The following is a 20,649-nucleotide window of genomic DNA, read 5'->3' as shown; positions in this document are numbered from 1 at the left end:
ATTAAGATTAAATAAAGTCATATTGCGTAATATTAATGTTACAGAGATTACGATTGGTTTAAATTGTGGTCTATATAAGTTTTAAGTTAATAAAATATGCTAATATGTAGGAAATATTAAAAAAGTAATGTAAGTAAGGGGATGAATTTGAAAAATTTAATTTTATCAATTATGGCATTCCTTCTTGCTTGTTGTTTATGTTTTCTCTTATTTATAGCTACAAATCAACAAGCACTAGCAAAAGTTCATGAAACAATTTCTAGTTGTTCAAACAATGATAAACGAACTGAAACTAAAGGTGACGACAATCACAACAGTGATAATACTATTAGTGCAGCAGTGAAAGATGTTGAACAAGAAGAACCTTATAATGCCGAAGCATATGTACCAATAGCTAAAAAAACGACACACAATTTAAAAAATAATGAAATCGGGAATTCTAATTTACCCAAGTTCTCCGAAGCACAAAAAGAAGCACAAACACTTGTGAATAAAGATAATAATGCTGCTAATGCATATAATGATTATGGTATTGATCGCACATGCCAAGGTGCCTATTATTATATTTTTACTTTTGAAAACAAAGAACAGCCCAACACTTTTTATAGAGTTACGGTAGATAAAAATAATAAAGCGCACATTTTTGATAAGTCATATCGCGTGAAAGAGCAACAAACTTCTAATACACCTAGTATTTCACCGCAAGAATCAAAAGTAATTGCTGAAAAGTATGCTAAAGATGAACTCGGTGAGAATGCAGTTCTCAAAAATGTTAAAACATCTAAAGAAGGTATGTTTTATACTTTTTATGAGTCTAAAACAGAAAAAGAATATAAAGTGGTAGTAAACAAAGTGGGTGACGTAGTTCGTCAGCCATCCTTAAATTAAAAGTAAAATAAAAGTCGCGTAAACTGATGATAAAATGGAGTTGCGCGGCTTTTTTTATGCTATGAAATTAGTATAAAGCAGTAAGTATCAATGTTATGATAATATTATCAATTGAAATGAGTGCAAACTATATAAACCAAGGTTAAAATATTTTAATGAAAAGGATGAGCATTTTTGAAAAAGATAAAAAAAGCAATCATACCTGCAGCTGGGTTAGGAACAAGATTTTTACCAGCTACGAAAGCTATGCCAAAAGAAATGTTACCTATATTAGATAAACCTACAATCCAATACATAGTAGAAGAAGCAGCACGAGCAGGCATCGAAGATATCATTATAGTTACTGGTAAACATAAACGTGCTATTGAAGACCATTTTGATAATCAAAAAGAATTAGAAATGATTTTACAAGATAAAGGAAAAACGGACTTACTAGAAAAAGTTAAATATTCTACAGAACTTGCTAATATATTTTATGTAAGACAAAAAGAGCAAAAAGGTTTAGGTCATGCTATTTATTCTGCACGCCAATTTATAGGTGATGAGCCATTTGCGGTGCTTTTAGGTGATGATATTGTTGAATCTGATAATCCAGCCATTAAGCAATTGATAGAAGCTTATGAAGAAACTGGAAAGTCTGTGATCGGCGTACAAGAAGTAGAAGAAGACCAAACACATCGCTATGGTATTATCGATCCATTAGAAAAATCAGGTAGAAAATATGAAGTGAAAGAATTCGTTGAAAAACCGAAACAAGGCACTGCGCCGTCTAATTTAGCAATTATGGGTCGCTATGTTCTTACAGCTGATATTTTCGATTATTTAAAAACTCAAAGCAAAGGTGCAGGTGGAGAAATTCAACTTACGGACGCAATTGAAAGGTTAAATAAACACGATCAAGTTTATGCTTACGACTTTGAAGGTGATCGATTCGATGTAGGTGAAAAATTAGGTTTTGTGAAAACTACAATTGAATTTGCTTTAAAAGATGAATCTATGCATGAAGAATTAACTCGTTTTATAAAAAACTTAGACTTAGATAAATAAATCTTAGATTTTAAATAAAAGTATGAATGATATCAGTTATAACTTAGTGAATTATTACTAACATATGATACGAGGTGTTGTAATGAAGGAAGTTAAAACAAATGCAATGCGTATGCTCGATCGCTTGAAAATTGAGTATTGCGTCAATACTTACGAGGTATCAGAAAGTCATATGGATGGAAAGACTGTAGCTGAAAAAGTCGGCGTAGATGTATCACAAGTTTATAAAACACTCGTGTTAGAAAATGCTAAACATGCGCACTTTGTATTTATTATTCCTGTAAATGCCTCTCTTGATATGAAGTCAGCAGCGCAAGCAGTTAATGAAAAGAAATTACAGTTAATGCCACTTGATGATTTAAAAAAAGTGACTGGCTACGTCCGTGGCGGTTGTTCCCCGATTGGTATGAAACGGCAATTCCCAACAATTATTGATCGACAAGTTGAAGAAATAGATGCTATCTATGTCAGTGGTGGAGCACGTGGTACACAAATTAAAATAGATGTAGCGCATTTAATTAGAACAACACGAGCCAAAGTTAAAAAAGTGACACATGATGAACATAATTAAATATTATTAAGCTAATGACCATAAAGTAACGGATTATTTCCTGCTTTATGGTTTTTTTGTTTTATGAAATAAAAAACTGATTTGATTTTTAAAGCAGATAGCTAAATGAAGAGATTTTGAAAAAATGTGTTATATTTTTGATTGATTTTGATTGTTTTTGGTAAATAATGATTGAAAAATGAAAGCGGAAACATTATAATGGTGTTGAGATGAGGTGAAGCGATGATCACGGAAAAACGCCACGAGTTAATATTGGCTGAATTGTCACAAAAAGACTTTTTAACACTACAAGAATTGATTGATCGAACAGGTAGTAGTGCCTCAACAGTTCGTCGCGATTTATCAAAATTGCAACAAATGGGAAAGTTAAAAAGAATACATGGTGGCGCAAAGCTAAATCAATCATCTTTGTTAGAACCTAATTTGGCTGATAAAAGAAGTACTAATCTAAGAGAAAAACAAGAAATTGGGAGATTAGCAGCGAGCCAAATAGATGATGACGATTGTGTGTTTTTAGATGCGGGTTCAACAACTTTAGAAATGATTCCATATATTAATGCAAATGACATTATTGTAGTGACAAATGGTTTGACGCACGTAGAAGAATTATTAAAACGAGGTATTAGAACACTCATCCTTGGTGGAGAAGTGAAAGCAACAACATTTGCGACAGTAGGTGCGAGTGCACTGAAGACGCTGAATCGATATCGTTTTGATAAAGTGTTTCTCGGTATGAACGGTATTGACATGAAATATGGACTGACTACACCAGATGAACAAGAAGCAATCATAAAGCACCATGCTATGGAATTAGGAACGCAAGTTTATGTATTAGTAGACCATGCTAAATATGAAAAAGTATATTTCGCACATGTGCCTTTACTAGAGAATGTGGCGTTAGTCACTTCTGCAAAAGCGATGCAAGGCGTGACTTTTCAATATTATGCTGAAAAATATAATTTTATTGGAGGAACATTATGATTTATACAGTAACCTTTAATCCTTCTATTGATTACATTATGTTTTCAAATGAATTTGAACTTAATGGGTTAAACAGAGCAACTGAAACAAATAAATTTGCAGGTGGTAAGGGCATAAATGTTTCAAGAGTTTTAAAAACATTAGGTGTTCAATCTACAGCGTTAGGTTTTACCGGGGGATTTCCAGGTCGATTTATTGAAGAAACATTAAAGCAAGCAGAAATTGATACAGATTTTGTGCATGTTGATGAAGATACGCGTATTAACGTCAAATTGAAAACAGGTCATGAAACAGAAATTAACGCGCCAGGACCTAATATAACTCAATTACAATTCGAAGCCTTATTAACACAAATCAGCAATACTTCAGAACACGATACAGTTATTGTTGCGGGTAGCATTCCTAAAAGTGTACCTGCTAACGCATACGAACAAATTGCGGAAATCACACAAGATACAGGCGCGAAACTTGTCGTTGATGCTGAAAAAGAACTCGTTGAATCTGTTTTGAAATATCACCCTTTATTTATCAAGCCAAATAAAGATGAATTAGAAGTGATGTTCGATACGACTATCAATTCAGATAAAGAAGTAATGAATTACGGCCGTGAAATTTTGAAAATGGGCGCGACTTCAGTCATTATTTCTCTCGGTGGAGATGGAGCTGTATACGTAGACAAGCAACATAGTTACAAAGCACTTGTACCAAATGGTCAAGTAGTAAATACAGTAGGCTCAGGTGATAGTACTGTAGCGGGGATGGTTGCAGGGCTAAATTCTGGTTTATCTATTAAAGAAGCATTTAAACAGGCTGTATCGGCTGGGACGGCAACAGCATTTAACGATGACTTGGCAACGAGGACGTCTATTGAAAATATTAAATCACAAGTAATGATTACAACATTAGGTGGGAGTGAATAAGATGAGAATAACCGAGTTATTAACAAAAGATACAATTGCAATGGACCTTTCTTCAACAGAAAAAAATGGTGTTATTGATGAGTTAGTGAATCAACTCGATAAAGCGGGCAAACTCAATAATGTAACAACGTTTAAAGAAGCGATTCATAATCGTGAATCACAAAGTACTACAGGTATTGGTGAAGGTATCGCGATACCCCATGCAAAAGTAGCAGCAGTAGACACACCGGCGATTGCATTCGGCAAATCAAAAACAGGTGTTGATTATCAAAGTTTGGATATGCAACCTGCACATTTATTCTTTATGATTGCAGCGCCAGAAGGTGGGGCACAAACTCATTTAGATGCATTAGCTAAGCTATCAGGTATTTTAATGGACGAAAAAGTGCGTGAAGATTTACTTCACGCAAATTCTCCACAAGAAGTGCTTCAAATTATAGATAAAGCAGATGATGAAGCGACCGAAGAGGAAGAAGCAGAAACACAAGCAGCTGCGACTACACCAGCAACAGATTCGGATGAACCCTATATCTTAGCTGTTACGGCATGTCCAACAGGTATCGCACATACTTATATGGCTCGTGACGCTTTAAAAAAACAAGCTGAAAAAATGAACGTAAAAATAAAAGTTGAAACGAATGGTTCAGGTGGCATAAAAAACCACATTACTGATGAAGATATTCGTCGCGCAACTGGCGTCATTGTTGCAGCAGATGTAAATGTGGAAACAGACCGTTTTGATGGTAAAAATGTTGTGGAAGTACCAGTTGCAGATGGTATTAAACGCCCTGAAGAACTGATCAATATAGCACAAGATACTTCTCGTAAACCATTTGTAGCCAAAGGCAATCATAAAGCATCAAATCAGTCTGAAAGTAATGAAAAACAAGGCTTTGGTAAAACAATTTATAAACACTTAATGAATGGTGTTTCCAATATGTTACCGCTTGTTATTGCCGGTGGTATTTTAATGGCAATCGCTTTCTTATTTGGACCAAACTCGTATGATCCAAATAGTTCTGAGTATAATGCATTTGCTGAACAATTATGGAATATTGGTAATCAGAGTGCCTTTGCGTTAATTATACCAATTCTCGCTGGTTATATTGCGCGTAGTATTGCAGATAAACCAGGTTTTGCAGCTGGTTTAGTTGGTGGTATGTTAGCAATTTCAGGTGATGCAGGTTTTATCGGAGGTATTCTTGCAGGTTTCTTAGCAGGTTATTTAACACAAGGTATTAAGAAACTTGTCAGCGGGTTACCTCAATCATTAGAAGGTTTGAAACCTACATTAATTTTCCCAGTATTATCAGTAACAATCACAGGTTTAGTAATGGTTTATGTATTAAACCCTCCAGCGTCGTGGTTGAATAATTTACTACTTAATGGTTTAGAAGGTTTATCAGGAACGAATATTATGCTCTTAGGATTAGTCATTGGTGCAATGATGGCTATCGATATGGGTGGACCATTTAATAAAGCAGCATACGTATTTGCGACTGCAGCGTTAACAGAAGGCAATGCTGCACCAATTACAGCGGCAATGATTGGTGGTATGGTACCACCAATCGCAATTGCAACAGCGATGTTAATTTTCCGCAAGAAATTTACTAAAGAGCAAAAAGGTTCTATCGCACCAAATTATGTAATGGGATTATCTTTCATTACAGAAGGAGCAATTCCGTTTGCAGCAGCTGATCCACTAAGAGTCATTCCATCAATGATGGTGGGTTCAGGGGTTGCAGGTGCAATCGCATTAGGACTAGGTTCTTCAATTCAAGCGCCACACGGTGGTATCTTTGTTATAGTAGGTACTGATTTCAGTCACGTGTTACAATCACTTATTGCAATTGTTATAGGATCAATCGTAGGTGCAATCATTTATGGATTGTTAAAACCAAAAGTGACGGAAGACGAAATACAAAGTTCTTAAGTTACAGCTAACTAGTGTATAAAGTTTTATAAAATGAATAAACTTAGAAAAAACCAGCAGAAGCTCACAAGTTAATGAGTATTTCTGCTGGTTTTTATTTATATGTAATACTGAAATTCAAAAACTTTTGAATATAATAAAAGACTTAAGTTTGGTAAAATAAAAAGCGAAGTGTTGAAATAGACACATTGCGTAAAACAAAGAAAAGAAGGTAGAGAAAATGGTTGAATATGTGATTGAAAATGGGAGAATTTATACTGAAGAAGAAATAATAGAACGCGGATATATTATTGTTAAGGACGATAAAATTACTGACGTAGGCAAAGGGGATTATGAAGGTGCGTTAACAACTTATGATGCTCAAGGTCAGCATGTTTTACCAGGGTTTATAGATATTCATATGCACGGTGGCTATGGAGAAGATGCGATGGACGCATCATGTGATGGATTGAAACATTTAGCAGAATCACTATTATCTGAAGGCACAACAAGTTTCTTAGCCACAACAATGACACAATCTGACGAGAATATTACAAAAGCATTAGAAAACATCATCGAATATCAGAAACAACAGAACGTTCTAAAAGCAGCCGACATCGTAGGCATACATTTAGAAGGACCATTTATTTCTGAACATAAAGTAGGAGCGCAAAACCCAGCCTATGTGCAAAGACCCTCTATAGAAAAAGTACAACAATTTCAAAAAACAGCTAACAACCAAATTAAAGTGATCACATTTGCTCCTGAGGTTGAAGGTGCTCACGAAACATTAGAGGCGTTACATGATCAAATACGTTTTTCTATTGGTCATACGGTTGCAACTTTTGATGAAACAAATGAAGCGGTAGCACGTGGCGCTAAACATGTGACGCATTTATATAATGCTGGAACTCCATTCGAGCATAGAGAACCAGGTGTTTTTGGTGCGGCATGGACCAATGATAGCTTAAGTACTGAACTTATCGTGGATGGTATTCATTCACACCCTACAGCGATTCAAATTGCTTATAAACAAAAGGGGAATACACGCTTTTTCTTAATTACTGATGCAATGAGAGCGAAAGGTATGCCAGATGGTGAATATGATTTAGGCGGACAAAACGTTATAGTAAAAGGTTCTGAAGCTCGATTAGCATCTGGCGCACTGGCGGGTAGCATATTGAAAATGAATGAAGGACTGAAAAATCTAATACAATATACGGGTGATTCACCAGATAATTTATGGCGAGTAACAAGTTTAAATCAAGCAATCGCATTAAATATTGAATCGCAAAAAGGGAGTTTGAAGGTCGGAAAAGACGCAGACATCGTTATAGTAGATGATGAAATTACAGTCCAAACTACTATAAAAGCAGGCGAAATACACAAATTTTCTTAATAACAATCTGAAATTTAACTCACTTTAAAACGTGTTATGTAAAGTGTAAATTGAATCAAAAAGTTGACGCGACTTAAAATTTGCGTTTAAATGTTAAGTTAGAGAAATAAAATTTCGTACGTACAAATTACATGATGACTTAAGATTGTGATAAAATAGAAGAAATGCGTATTTTTCGGGAGGTGTCACAAATGGGAAGGATTTAGTATATAATATGAAAATGCAACATAGCAATAAATCTTATGTACGGTCACCTATTGTGACACGATATTTGGAGGTGAATCCCTAGAAATAGGGAACTAATTGGAAACTGTGACCATAATAAATTTAGCATTATTTGTTTTTTTAATAGCATTAACAACGGTATTCGTAGGATCGGAATTTTCATTAGTGAAAGTCCGCGCGACAAAAATTGAACAACTCGTAGCAGAAGGCAATGGTAATGCACGTATAGTAAAAAAAATGATTAAAAACTTGGACTACTACTTATCAGCGTGTCAATTGGGTATTACAGTGACATCTTTAGGATTAGGTTGGTTAGGTGAACCGACCTTTAGTAAATTATTACATCCATTATTTGAAGCAGTTAATTTACCTGAAGCCTTAACAACGACAATTTCATTTATTGTCGCATTTATCATTGTGACCTACCTGCACGTAGTACTCGGTGAACTGGCACCAAAAACGTTGGCCATTCAACATACTGTGAAAGTAGCATTGATATATGCTAGACCATTGTATTACTTCGGTGCCATTATGAAACCGTTGATCTGGCTAATGAATGGTTCTTCAAGAATGATTATACGTATGTTCGGTGTAGATCCTGATGCGAATAACGATGCAATGTCAGAAGAAGAAATAAAAATTATAATAAACAATAGCTATAACGGTGGCGAAATAAACCAAACAGAATTGGCTTATATGCAAAACATCTTCTCATTTGATGAGAGACAAGCCAAAGATATCATGGTGCCTCGTACACAAATGACTACATTGAACGAACCGTTTAATGTAAATGAGCTATTAGATACAATTAAAGAACATCAATTTACACGTTACCCGATTACAGAAGATGGGGACAAAGACCATGTGAAAGGTTTTCTTAATGTAAAAGAGTTTTTAACAGAATATGCTTCAGGCAAACCTATTAAAGTAGGTAATTACATTCATGATTTACCAATGATTTCTGAAACAACACGTATTAGCGATGCGTTAGTTCGTATGCAACGTGAACATGTTCATATCAGTTTGATTATTGATGAATATGGTGGTACAGCAGGTATCTTGACGATGGAAGATATTTTAGAAGAAATCGTTGGCGAAATTCGTGATGAATTTGATGACGACGAAGTAAACGATGTTGTAAAAGTAACAGACAGCAGATATCAAATCAGTGGTCGTGTATTATTAGACGATTTAAATGATGAACTCGGCATTGAATTTGCTGATTCTGAAGACATTGATACAATCGGTGGTTGGTTGCAAGCACATAATACAAACTTACAACAAAATGATTATGTCGATACTGAATATGATCGTTGGATTATATCAGAAGTCGATAACCATCAAATCATTACTGTTTTATTAGAAGTTGAATACAATGCAACACGTCCCACACCTGAAGATAATGAAGACAATGAAGATAACGATTAATCATTGTCTTATATATTTAAAGCTATCGATAAAGTCTCTGATTATGTCGATAGCTTTTTTGTATATGAGTTTCACATGAGAAGGCTTAGATTACTACCATAATAGTGGTGGCGTTGATATTGAAACAATTATGCGTGATACATGTATTACGTATTGCTATAATGATTAAAGTATAACGATATATCTTTATAATAATTTCAACTTAGTTGAAGGGGGATTAATTATGTTAGAAGACGTGTATTATTTAAATAATGGTTATCCAATGCCGAGAGTGGGTCTTGGAGTATATAAAATTGCAGATGAAGAAATGGCACCTGCAGTAACAGCTGCTTTAGAAGCGGGTTACCGTGCATTTGATACTGCTTATTTTTATAAAAATGAAATAGCGTTAGGCAAAGCATTAAAACAATCTGAAATAGCGCGCGAAGATTTATTTCTTACATCAAAAATTTGGAATGATTACCAAGGTTATGACAATACAATCAAATTTTTCACAAAATCGATAGAAAACCTAGGAACAGATTATTTAGATTTATTTTTAATACATTGGCCATGTGAAGCGGATGGTTTATTTGTTGAAACGTATAAAGCAATGGAAAAATTATATGAAGAAGGCAAAGTCCGAGCAATTGGTGTCTGTAACTTTAATGCGCACCATTTAGAAAAACTAATGTCGCAAACTGAAATCGTACCTGCTGTGAATCAAATAGAGGTGCATCCGTATTTTAATCAACATGAACTACAAACTTTTTGTAATAAGCATGATATCGCTGTGACAGCATGGATGCCATTGATGAGAAATAGAGGTTTATTAGAACACGAATTGATCACAGATATGGCAAGCCGCTATGGTAAAACACCAGCCCAAATTGTATTGCGTTGGCATTTGTCACATGATCGCTTAATTATTCCGAAATCAAAAACACCAGAACGCATTAAAGAAAATTACGATATTTTCGACTTTAATTTAGAATTGACAGATATTGCTGAGATAGATCGTTTGAATTGTGATGACCGTCAAGGAAATGATCCAGATAATGTACGTATAGGTAGTTTGAAATAAGAAGTGATACAACAACCTAGAGCATAAATATTTCAAGCTCAAATAGAAAGCATCAATCTATTAGTTTTTTCTAATGGCTTGGTGCTTTTAATTTTTATAATATGGATTGAGCCAGTAGTTCTGACTTATACTATTCCTTATGCGCCAGTACCTTTAAAAAACGATGTGCTATATATATGTATAATAATAAGTATTGAAATAGTTCTAGTAGCGATAATAAAGGGTTTTGTTTCCAAATTCATCAAATAGTTGATAGACTAAAGTTACAAATTATAACTTTTAATGATTTTAATACTGAACAACATTAGTAACCATATTTAAATTTCAATGTATTATCTTATTTTGTAACGCTTAAATCATTTTGCTCTGTTTTTTAAGATCTATCTAATTTAAATGATTATATATTTTTAAAAAATAAGTTGCTTAAGTTAAGTTCGGGCAATGAATATTAAGGCTATATAAAGATTGTGTAAATCTAATTGGTTAGTATAGCATTATAGTGATAAAAATTGATAAAGTGAAATTGAAGTAATTGAAATGAAGGTGTTTAATATGCAAATAAGAGTTATAGTGCCCTGTTATAATGAAGGTGAAGTAGTATTAAAGACTTATCAACGTTTGACTGAGATATTATCAAAAGATAGTCAACATCATCAATATGACTATGATTTACTATTTGTAGATGATGGTAGTAAAGATCAAACAATAAAATTTATTCAAGATGTAGCGACTAAGGATAATCATGTGAAATTTATTTCGTTTAGTCGTAATTTTGGAAAAGAGTCTGCGATGATTGCAGGTTTCCAAAATAGTAAAGATTGTGACGCAGCAATTATGATAGATGCTGATCTGCAACACCCGCCTGAATTAATACCCCAAATGATTGCTGGCTATATGGACGGTTATGATCAAGTTGTTGCGAAGCGTGACAGAAAGAATGAAAAACCAACTAGAAGATTCATGACAAGATTGTATTACAAAATGATTAATCGTTTTGTAGAAGATATTAAATTGGAAGATGGTGTCGGTGATTTCAGATTGCTGAGTCAACGTGCAGTGCATTCATTGACTGATTTAGATGAATACAACCGTTTTTCAAAAGGGCTATATGAATGGATTGGGTATAACACCAAAGTGTTTACTTATGAAAACGTAGAAAGAGAAGACGGAGAATCTAAATGGTCATTTGCTAAATTGTTAAATTATGGTATTGATGGCTTGATATCTTTTAATAACAAACCCTTACGTGCAATGATTTATCTTGGTTTTATTGTGTTCTTTATCAGTCTGTTGTATATCGGTTATAGTTTTGCAGGAATTGTGTTTAATGGTATTGAAACACCAGGTTATTTCTCAACTATTGCTGCAATATTACTATTAGGTGGTATACAAATGATTTCAATTGGAATCGTTGGTGAATATATTGGACGCATTTATTATGAGGTCAAACAACGACCGAAATATATTGTACAGGCATCGAACTTAAATTGTTCAAGTCAACGAGTGGAACGTAGCTTTGAAGAAACTATGAATGAGCGTTTTAAACAAGATCATCAAAATTATGAAAGTAAGATAAATGAAAGTGAAGAAGAGAAAAAACTTGTTAAAAATAGATAATAATTAAAAATTAGATGTTTTAAAGTGCGAGTAGGACAAAAATTTATTTTTAAATAAGATTTCGTTGTATGAGCCAAGCTCGGCAAAGATGACTAGAAAATGGAATACAAGAGCTGATGTGCTCGCATAATAACAACTTAACTTTATAGATGAAGTAGTGGTTATTTAAAATATTGATATGAGTGCATTTTCAATTCAGTCAGCCACTGCCAAATTAAAAAGTGAGGTTGAGACAAAATACATGTCTCAACTTCACTTTTTTTTGTACACTTTCTGTAGGCGCAGTATCAGCATTTAGTATCTGTCTAGTGCTTTATTAACTAGTAGTTAGGAGTCAGTCATCATCAATAGCCTTTTCAATTGGCATTAAATAATGGAATTAATAAACACAGATTGACTCAAGAGAATTAATAGCTATAAAAAATAAACCAAGTGCCTTTGCAGCATTTGGTTTATCACCTTGATTTAAATTATTAATGTTTTAGATTAGTAATTTTATTTTTTACGTAATTTACCGAGTATGAATGATACAAGTGCAACTAGTATGATTGTTCCAATCAGCGCTGGGAATATCGCGATGCCACCTAAATGCCAACCCCAATCACCAAGTATCCAAGAGCCTAGTGCGGAACCTACAATACCAGCAATTATATTACCTAAAATACCACCTGGAATATCTTTACCTACGATGCCACCAGCTATCCAACCGATTAAACCACCGACTATTAACATAAGTATAAAGCCCATATTGTTTTGCCTCCTTTATTATTCGTTCGACTTCTAATCTATACCACGAAATATAAAAGGTTAATCATTTATGTGAAGAAAATATATTCTGCCATAATAAGAATGATATAAATAATAAATGAATAATTAAAAAAGCATACCAATAAGGCGTTAATAGTGTCATTACTGATGATGATGCAATAATTAATATTTGGCCCACAAAAATAGGGCGTCGAATACGATTCATAAATTTAAGTTGTTCTTTTTCCTTTGGTTGAAATGTGCTATAAAAAAGCATGATAGCGCCTATGATAAAAATGGCTGGGGCTAAATAAGGAATAGACATATAAAATGAATCATGACTTGTACTATAAGTAAGTATTAAGGATGTACTCATTATAATAGTAAGAACAATCGCAATAAATTTTTGATCTGTTATAACGTATACAGTTACTTTTCTATTTATATACAATTGTAATATGGTCCAAATGATGAGTTGCGCACTTGTATAAAATGCGATGTAGTCATATTCACCGACGAGAAATAAATTGATGAGACCATTTACAGATAAAGCAATGAGTATAGAGCTAAACTTAAGTTGTTTGAAATTCTGACGATATAAATCAATTCCAAGAATAATTAATACCGCAGCTATATTTATAATTATATTTATTAGCATGTTGCTCTCCTAACCTAGATACTTCACTGCAACATTATACCAATTAATATTACGTTAATCATTTAATAACAATTAATTATTTAAATTTACATAAAATATTAGGTCAAATAGAAATAAATATTTTTTCTTATATATTAGCAGTGATAGTTATCCTAACGATTTAAAGTCACTAAAATGAGTGACACCGTTATGTGGATAAGAAGCATTATACAACGTATCGTACGAAATACTCAATTTAAACACCTTTTTTATTACTCCATAACAATGTGTGTAACTGTGGTAAGACGTAAACATTATTCATATCACTGCTTGCCATTACACGATCGACGAGTGTTTCATATAATGATAATAACTTTTCAGTATGTGATTCAACGTAATCGCCATCTAGATAAGGATTACCTACTTGTAAATAAAAAGGAATCGTAGGGTATCTGTGGTGTATCATTTTAGCAAAATCGTAATCCTGGTCATCAAAAATTACTACTTTTAAATTTAAAGAAGCAGGTATACAATTTTCAATAACTTCATCTAATATTGGTAGATTAGGTTTCATTTTTGAACTTGGGGGTTTCGGACTAATAGTTAAGTCATCAATCTGTGTCATCCAAGGTTGGAATTTACTCCCTTGAGTTTCTAATGCGCTATAAATGTTTTTAGTTTCAAAAAGATCGACTAAATCCTGAATGCCTTTTATAAGAGCAGGATTACCTCCAGAAATTGTTACGTGATTAAATGAGTCACCAGCAATTTCATAAAGTGAGTCGTATATTTCCTCAGCGGTCATCATGCGTATATCTTCTTTAGCACTACCATCCCAAGTGAAGCTTGAATCACACCAACTACAACGATAATCGCAACCAGCTGTGCGAACAAACATCGTTTTTCGTCCAATCACTCGGCCTTCACCTTGAATTGTTGGACCGAAAATTTCTAAAACAGGAATTTTACTCATATTTGGACTCCTTTGGTCTATAGACCACATAACTTGTTGGTGTTTCTCTAACATAAACTTGTAGACATTTAGGCTGGTTGTCTCGTTCGTTTAATGAAGTTTGTACCATTTCATAAATAGTCTGTGCAACGATTTCTGTTGATGGACTCTTGCCTTTGAATTGAGGTAAATCATTGAGTAAATGGTGGTCGAATTGGTCATGAACTAATTTTTTTAAGTTGCTAAAATTCACTAAAAACCCATTATGATCTAATGTGTCGCCACCAATTGTTAAATTTACGAAGTAGGTATGACCATGTGTACGCATACATTTTCCAGCATCTTCACTAGGAATGTAGTGGGCTGCAGAAAAGTTGAAGTCTTTATTAAGCTCAAAGCTATAAGGATGTTGAACGTTAGGATAATTTTGTTGGAACACGTTATTCAGCTCCTTTTTCTTTTAGATAAGCGTCTAAACCTCGTGCTCTTAATTCACAAGCAGGGCATTCTCCACAACCTTCACCGATAACGCCATTGTAGCAAGTGAGCGTATTGTATCTAATATAGTCTAGTACACCAAGTTCATCGCTTAGTGCCCAAGTTTCTTTTTTATCTAACCACATTAATGGTGTCTGTATAACGAAATCTTTATCCATAGATAGAGATAAAGTAACATTCATTGATTTTATAAAACTATCTCTACAGTCAGGGTATCCAGAAAAATCAGTTTCACAAACGCCAGTAATAATATGTTTCGCGTTTGTTTGATATGCAAGCGCACCTGCAAATGATAAGAATAAAAGATTTCTGGCCGGTACAAATGTATTTGGCACGCCGTCTTCGCCAACTTCAATATCCATATCATGCTGCGTTAATGCGTTTGGTGTAAGTTGAGAAAGTAAGGACATATCTAATATGTGATGTTTTACATTTTGTGTTTCAGCAATTTGCTTTGCTACTTTAATTTCTGTATCGTGCCTTTGTCCATATTCAAATGTCACTAATTCTACATCATTGTAATGTTGTTTAGCCCAAAATAGGCAAGTCGTGCTATCTTGTCCACCACTGAAAACCACGATGGCTTTATTACTGTTTAAAGATTGTTGCGTCATAATATCTTGCACTCCTTAATAATGTCATACTAGCTTTGACTCATTTTCGCTATGACACCATAAAAAAACGCCTATCCTTATAAAAAAGATAGACGTTGTTTACGTGTCTAGTTTTTTATAGAGGGTGTCAGCTAGGAACCTCTTTATATTCATTTATACGGTGATAAGAATAATACATTTAAACTGTAAAATCAAGTTGAGATTTGGGATAATGAGTATAATAGGTAGTGAAAGATACATAACGAGGTGAAGAAATGATACTAATCATTGATAATAAAGATTCATTTACATACAATATTGTAGACTATATTAAGCAAAGTTATAGTGGGGCAGTTAATGTAGTAGATGTTGAAGAGATTACTACTGAGAAGATTACGCAAATGTCTCCAGATGCTATAGTTATTTCTCCAGGACCAGGATCACCTGATGATTATCCTATATTAGATGAAGTTATAAAAGTTTTTTCAGAACAAGTTCCAATTCTAGGTGTATGTTTAGGATTTCAACAAATAACGACTTATTTTGGCGGAGATATTATAAAAGGTGATAAACCGATTCATGGTCACACAACTCAAATTCAACATGATAACAGTGGTATTTTTAAAGGTTTAGCCGATACATTTTATGTTATGCGATATCATTCTTTAATTGCTGATACTAAGACATTTCCAAAAATATTAAAAGTTACAGCAACAAATCAAGAAGGTATCATTATGGCGTGTGCACACAAAACGTTACCTGTTTTTGGTGTACAGTATCATCCTGAATCTATCCTGAGTGAATATGGTATTGAACAAATAAAATTATTTATAGAAATCGTGGAGGGTTCTCATGCAGATACAATTTAATTATCGCTATTTATTAGACGAATCAGAATATGAATCCCATCAATACCAATTTACGCAGTGTAAAGATAAATTAATCGCATATCATTTAGACGAAGTAGGCAGCGTTATACAATTTGCAGAAATGCATCAACACCAAGGTAGCTATGTAGCTTTGTATTTACCGTATGAAGCGGCACCTTTTTTTAATGAACAGATGGCTACAATACAAATACAGGGTGAATATGTTTTTGCAGCTGCTTATGTTTTTGACAAAAAGGAAGATATAACATTAACTGACAAAAAAGAGCAATACATACCAAAATGTGATTTTAAATTTCAATTAAATAAATCTCAATTAATTACTCATATTAAAGCAGTTCAATCCGCAATTATTGAAGGTAATACATATCAAGTGAATTATACGACACGTTTGACTGATGACATTCATTATCCGATTGCTACATTATATGAAGTGTTACAGCAGCAAAATCATGGTTTTTATTCTGCTTTAATCGATACAGATGAAGTACAGTTAGCTTCTCTTTCGCCAGAATTATTTTTCCAACGTGGTCCGTTTGAAAATCGGAAAGATGTATTATTAAGTAAGCCCATGAAAGGTACTATAGCTAGAGGACATTCAGAAGCGCAAGATCAGCAAAATTTACATACGTTAATGAATTCAGTTAAAGATAAAGCGGAAAATGTCATGATTGTGGATTTGTTACGAAATGATATTAGCCGTATTACAGAGACAGGAACTGTAAAAGTCTATAAACCATTTCATATAGAACGCTACAGCACTGTATTTCAAATGACGTCGATGGTCACAGGGACGTTACATCAAGAGACTAAACTCATGCATATCTTAAAAGCATTATTTCCGTGCGGTTCTATTACAGGAGCACCAAAAATCAATACTATGAAGTATATTAAAAAGTTAGAGCAAACCCCGAGAAATGGTTATTGTGGTACAGTTGCCTTGTTGTTGCCTGAAGGGAAGTCCATTTTCAACGTGCCTATTCGAACGATTCAATACATGGATAACCAAGCCATATACGGCGTGGGTGCAGGTATTACTATAGACTCTAAGCCTGACGATGAAGTGCAAGAATTTAAGGATAAAACAAAGATATTGGAGAGGTTATAATGCAGTTATTTGAAACGATGCGTTTGGAAGAAGGAAAGTTTCCGCGCCTGCCTTATCATAAAAAAAGAATAAAACAGTCTGCTGAGCAACTTAAATTTAACTTGGATGAAGCGAAATGGAATCAGTTAATCGAAATGTTAATGAATGATTATCCAACAGGTCCGTATCGCATAAAAATATTATTAGACCAAGATGGGTCACTAGATTATGTTGTTGCAACCTTATCTGATAAAAATAAATTTACAGCAAAATTACTACCTTTAACAGATAATGTAAATAAACCCGAATTAATAAATAAGACAACTATTAGAAAACATTTATCACATAATCATCAGACTGATCTTGTGTTGTTGTATGATTCAAATGGAAAAATATTAGAATTTGATATTGGAAATATCATGATAAAAGAAGATGAATGCTATTATACACCTCTATATAATGAAGATTTCTTGCGTGGTTGTATGAGGCAATCACTTATAGATGATGGGAAATTATCGCAAAAAAATTACGATATAAATGATTTTAAAGATAAAATATTGAAAAACCAGATACAGGTTTTTCTTATAAATAGTTTGCGAGAGGTTGCCGAGGTTGAAATTTATCTATAGAATATAGAAAGTATAAACATTGGGTTTACCATGAATTCAGAGATGGGACCTATTATAGAAAACCGTTAACGTGAAAATATGAGAGTTGTGACAAATTAGCCTTTGATTTACATAGGTAAAATAAGGCGTATCATAGTATTAAATTTAGTGATACACAAGCATTCCCAATAGACTATATACAAGGGTACACTTAAATAATTACGTAATAAATTATAAACAGCGAGTGGGGCATAACGATGATATTAGTTTGGATACTGACAATGATTTTAATAACCTTGCTTTCAAAATGGTATGTAAATCGTTTGCTGAAGAAACAACAGATTTATATTGCAAGATTCGTAATTACCATCTCTTGCATGGTTCAATTTGTAATAGTCTATTTTCTAGTGAAAGCACTTGTGGGTTATTTGGTACAAGGGTTAAATGTGTTTTATCATTAGTAAGAATATAAGAGGTGAGCCTATGAAAATATATAGCCAGGGAGACCAAGCAATTGTAGTTTCTATTGAAAAAGAAGTCTCTAAGGATTTAACAGAAGATTTATTAGCATTAAAAACGTATTTATTAGAAAAAGATTATCCTTTTATAACCGAAATTGTACCTACTGAATCAGATATGATGATTTGTTATGATGCGCGAGACATGATCAAACACTACAATATTAAATCACCATTTTTATATATGAACGCATTAATGCAAACCGTACAATTAGAGATTAAACACGAAGAGCAAACGATTGAACCGATGGAAATTCCAGTTGTTTATGGTGGAGAATTTGGGCCTGATTTAGCGGCTTTATTAACGCATTACAAATTAGATTTTGATAAATTTGTGAAGCTACATACGAAACATACGTATTTTGTCTCAATGATGGGTTTTACACCTGGATTTCCTTATCTTACCGGAATGGATAAGCGTTTATTTGTTAATCACACAGGTGGCAAAAAAACATTTATTCCAGCAGGTTCTGTCATAATAGAAGGGAAAAAGACAGGTATTACTACAATAGATACTTATGGCGATTGGTTAGTCATTGGCTATACACCTATTCGTTTGTTTGACCCAGAACTAGCAGATTTTACTAAGCTAAAATTAGGCGATAATGTTAAATTTAAAGCAATAACAGAAGAAACGCTGGATCTAGGAGGCTTCGAACCATGTCAATCATAATAGAAGGTGAAGGATTATTCTCAAGTTTCCAAGATTTTGGTCGTAAAGGCTACGAGCACAACGGTGTTATTCCTGGTGGCGCACTAGATCCATTATCTCATGAAATAGCGAACAGACTCGTTGCAAATGATAAGCGTGAAGCTACGTTAGAGATGACAAATAGAATGGCGAGCATTCGCTTTACTGAATCGACATTGATTGCGTTAAGCGGTGGTAGTTTTAAAGCTAAAACAGAGCATATGAAAGTATTACCAAATAAATTATACTTAATGGAAAAAGGTGACGTACTTGTATTTACAGAGACAAATCGCACTTCTAGAGTATATTTAGCAATCGGTGGTGGTTTCGAATTAGATGAATGGTTAGGCTCAACCTCCACCGACTTCAAAGTCAAAATTGGCGGTTTTCATGGACGTAAATTGCAAAAAGGCGACGAAATTAATATGAAACGCGACTATACTGAACGTCACCTTAAATTGTTTGAAAATCTAGAAGAAAAACATCAAACAGACTGGGGTATTGATGGTTATGCACTTTCCTTTAACTATATGTCCGATGTTTTTCATGTCATTAAAAATAAAGGGACAGAAGACTTCGAACAAGAAGCGTTAAGTCACTTTACGCTTGGAGAATATAAAGTCACGAGTAAAGCAAATAGAGTCGGGATGTATGTAGAAGGACAGCCCGTGAAGGCTTTTTATGAAGATATGCCGGCACATCAGTCTGTTCAAATAGGCACGATACAAGTTAAAAGAGATGGTACACCGATTATTTTACTCAATGACCATTATACAATAGGCAGTTACCCACAAATTGGGACAATAGCGAGTTATCATTTAACTAAGTTGGGTCAAAAGCATCAAGGTACAAAATTAAAGTTCCAATTTATAGATATTGAAACTGTAGAAAAGAATTTAATTAAATATACGAATTGGTTAAACCAATTGTTTCATGGTATTGAATATAGAATGCAGTTAGAGATGTTGAAATAAAAAATAGCAAGTCTATATATTACTGAATAAAAGATAATATATAGACTTGCTGATCAGCTGTAACGCCTCAAGTTAATTTTTCGAGGGTTACAGCTTTTTATATTGCGCATATTTAGATATATAACTTTTGAGTTTTTGTAGAAAGCTTTCTAGAAGGGCATTATTATTTCGTGAAATATTAAAATAAAAATTCATTTCATATACGACTCTAGTCCGATTAATATAAAAACCAAGCAGAGTATAATTAAAAAGCATATTATTTCTTAATGATATATTCACAGCCAATTAACAAGCCTTTAACAAAACGGTGGCAAAACGTTAAATTATGCTTGAAAGTGTGTTTTTACTTGAAATTTGACCGGAATTGCTTTATATTTATACATTGAACTATATGCGTTTTGTTACG

The 20,649-nt window shown here is 33.6% G+C and carries 20 protein-coding genes; 15 read left to right on the top strand and 5 right to left on the bottom strand.

The annotated features are described in order from the left end of the window. The first annotated feature begins 147 nt into the window (after positions 1-147). From SOJ_RS11780 to SOJ_RS11735, 10 genes are all read left to right on the top strand, one after another. Positions 148-888, top strand: coding sequence for a hypothetical protein (locus SOJ_RS11780; protein ID WP_002508335.1), 741 nt, complete (start codon positions 148-150; stop codon positions 886-888). A gap of 174 nt (positions 889-1,062) precedes the next feature. Next, the gene (gene galU / locus SOJ_RS11775) at positions 1,063-1,935 is read left to right on the top strand and encodes a UTP--glucose-1-phosphate uridylyltransferase GalU (RefSeq protein WP_002508334.1); all 873 of its coding nucleotides are present in this window, start codon (positions 1,063-1,065) and stop codon (positions 1,933-1,935) included. Between the two features lie 82 nt (positions 1,936-2,017). After that, positions 2,018-2,506: a Cys-tRNA(Pro) deacylase gene (gene ybaK, locus SOJ_RS11770; protein WP_002508333.1), complete on the top strand. Its 489-nt coding sequence runs from the start codon at positions 2,018-2,020 to the stop codon at positions 2,504-2,506. Positions 2,507-2,728: 222 nt separating this feature from the next. Further along, positions 2,729-3,487 carry a DeoR/GlpR family DNA-binding transcription regulator gene (locus tag SOJ_RS11765; protein ID WP_002508332.1) on the top strand — a complete coding sequence of 253 codons (759 nt, stop codon included), beginning with the start codon at positions 2,729-2,731 and terminating at the stop codon, positions 3,485-3,487. Next, positions 3,484-4,407, top strand: a complete 924-nt coding sequence (pfkB, locus tag SOJ_RS11760) for a 1-phosphofructokinase (RefSeq protein WP_002508331.1) — start codon at positions 3,484-3,486, stop codon at positions 4,405-4,407. The genes SOJ_RS11765 and pfkB overlap by 4 nt, the downstream gene beginning before the upstream one ends. Position 4,408: 1 nt before the next feature. After that, positions 4,409-6,340 carry a PTS fructose transporter subunit IIABC gene (locus SOJ_RS11755; protein ID WP_002508330.1) on the top strand — a complete coding sequence of 644 codons (1,932 nt, stop codon included), beginning with the start codon at positions 4,409-4,411 and terminating at the stop codon, positions 6,338-6,340. A gap of 220 nt (positions 6,341-6,560) precedes the next feature. After that, positions 6,561-7,718, top strand: coding sequence for an N-acetylglucosamine-6-phosphate deacetylase (nagA, locus tag SOJ_RS11750; protein ID WP_002508329.1), 1,158 nt, complete (start codon positions 6,561-6,563; stop codon positions 7,716-7,718). Between the two features lie 303 nt (positions 7,719-8,021). Further along, positions 8,022-9,371: a hemolysin family protein gene (locus SOJ_RS11745; RefSeq protein ID WP_002508328.1), complete on the top strand. Its 1,350-nt coding sequence runs from the start codon at positions 8,022-8,024 to the stop codon at positions 9,369-9,371. 223 nt (positions 9,372-9,594) lie between these two features. Continuing rightward, the gene (locus SOJ_RS11740; protein WP_002508327.1) at positions 9,595-10,434 is read left to right on the top strand and encodes an aldo/keto reductase; all 840 of its coding nucleotides are present in this window, start codon (positions 9,595-9,597) and stop codon (positions 10,432-10,434) included. A gap of 552 nt (positions 10,435-10,986) precedes the next feature. Next, a complete protein-coding gene (locus tag SOJ_RS11735; protein WP_002508326.1) occupies positions 10,987-12,051 on the top strand; it encodes a glycosyltransferase family 2 protein in 1,065 nt (354 codons plus the stop codon). A gap of 495 nt (positions 12,052-12,546) precedes the next feature. On the opposite strand, the gene SOJ_RS11730 is transcribed toward SOJ_RS11735, so the two are convergent. The 5 genes from SOJ_RS11730 to queC all read right to left on the bottom strand — a co-directional run bounded on the left by SOJ_RS11730 (position 12,547) and on the right by queC (position 15,499). Continuing rightward, positions 12,547-12,798, bottom strand: coding sequence for a GlsB/YeaQ/YmgE family stress response membrane protein (locus SOJ_RS11730; RefSeq protein WP_002508325.1), 252 nt, complete (start codon positions 12,796-12,798; stop codon positions 12,547-12,549). A 64-nt stretch (positions 12,799-12,862) separates the two neighbouring features. After that, positions 12,863-13,456 (bottom strand): hypothetical protein, encoded by a 594-nt coding sequence (locus SOJ_RS11725; protein ID WP_002508324.1) that lies wholly within the window; start codon positions 13,454-13,456, stop codon positions 12,863-12,865. A 235-nt stretch (positions 13,457-13,691) separates the two neighbouring features. Continuing rightward, positions 13,692-14,408 (bottom strand): 7-carboxy-7-deazaguanine synthase QueE, encoded by a 717-nt coding sequence (queE, locus tag SOJ_RS11720; protein WP_002508323.1) that lies wholly within the window; start codon positions 14,406-14,408, stop codon positions 13,692-13,694. After that, positions 14,401-14,826, bottom strand: coding sequence for a 6-carboxytetrahydropterin synthase QueD (gene queD / locus SOJ_RS11715; RefSeq protein ID WP_002508322.1), 426 nt, complete (start codon positions 14,824-14,826; stop codon positions 14,401-14,403). Before queD ends, queE begins: the two co-directional genes overlap by 8 nt. Position 14,827: 1 nt before the next feature. Further along, positions 14,828-15,499 (bottom strand): 7-cyano-7-deazaguanine synthase QueC, encoded by a 672-nt coding sequence (gene queC, locus SOJ_RS11710; protein WP_002508321.1) that lies wholly within the window; start codon positions 15,497-15,499, stop codon positions 14,828-14,830. Positions 15,500-15,753: 254 nt separating this feature from the next. Here queC and SOJ_RS11705 point away from each other — a divergent pair, with 254 nt between their 5' ends. From SOJ_RS11705 to SOJ_RS11680, 5 genes are all read left to right on the top strand, one after another. Beyond that, positions 15,754-16,347, top strand: coding sequence for an anthranilate synthase component II (locus tag SOJ_RS11705; protein ID WP_002508320.1), 594 nt, complete (start codon positions 15,754-15,756; stop codon positions 16,345-16,347). Then, a complete protein-coding gene (locus SOJ_RS11700) occupies positions 16,331-17,473 on the top strand; it encodes a chorismate-binding protein (protein ID WP_002508319.1) in 1,143 nt (380 codons plus the stop codon). The genes SOJ_RS11705 and SOJ_RS11700 overlap by 17 nt, the downstream gene beginning before the upstream one ends. Continuing rightward, on the top strand, positions 17,473-18,081 hold the full coding sequence (locus tag SOJ_RS11695) for an aminotransferase class IV (RefSeq protein WP_002508318.1): 609 nt from the start codon (positions 17,473-17,475) through the stop codon (positions 18,079-18,081). The genes SOJ_RS11700 and SOJ_RS11695 overlap by 1 nt, the downstream gene beginning before the upstream one ends. A 462-nt stretch (positions 18,082-18,543) precedes the next feature. Beyond that, positions 18,544-19,251: a 5-oxoprolinase subunit PxpB gene (pxpB, locus tag SOJ_RS11685; RefSeq protein ID WP_002508317.1), complete on the top strand. Its 708-nt coding sequence runs from the start codon at positions 18,544-18,546 to the stop codon at positions 19,249-19,251. Then, on the top strand, positions 19,239-20,243 hold the full coding sequence (locus SOJ_RS11680; protein ID WP_002508316.1) for a biotin-dependent carboxyltransferase family protein: 1,005 nt from the start codon (positions 19,239-19,241) through the stop codon (positions 20,241-20,243). Before pxpB ends, SOJ_RS11680 begins: the two co-directional genes overlap by 13 nt. The last annotated feature ends 406 nt before the right edge of the window (positions 20,244-20,649 follow it).

It is taken from the genome of Staphylococcus sp. OJ82, assembly GCF_000294465.1.
In the GTDB taxonomy this organism is placed as follows: domain Bacteria; phylum Bacillota; class Bacilli; order Staphylococcales; family Staphylococcaceae; genus Staphylococcus; species Staphylococcus equorum.
This window is presented reverse-complemented; position numbering and strand designations above follow the sequence as displayed.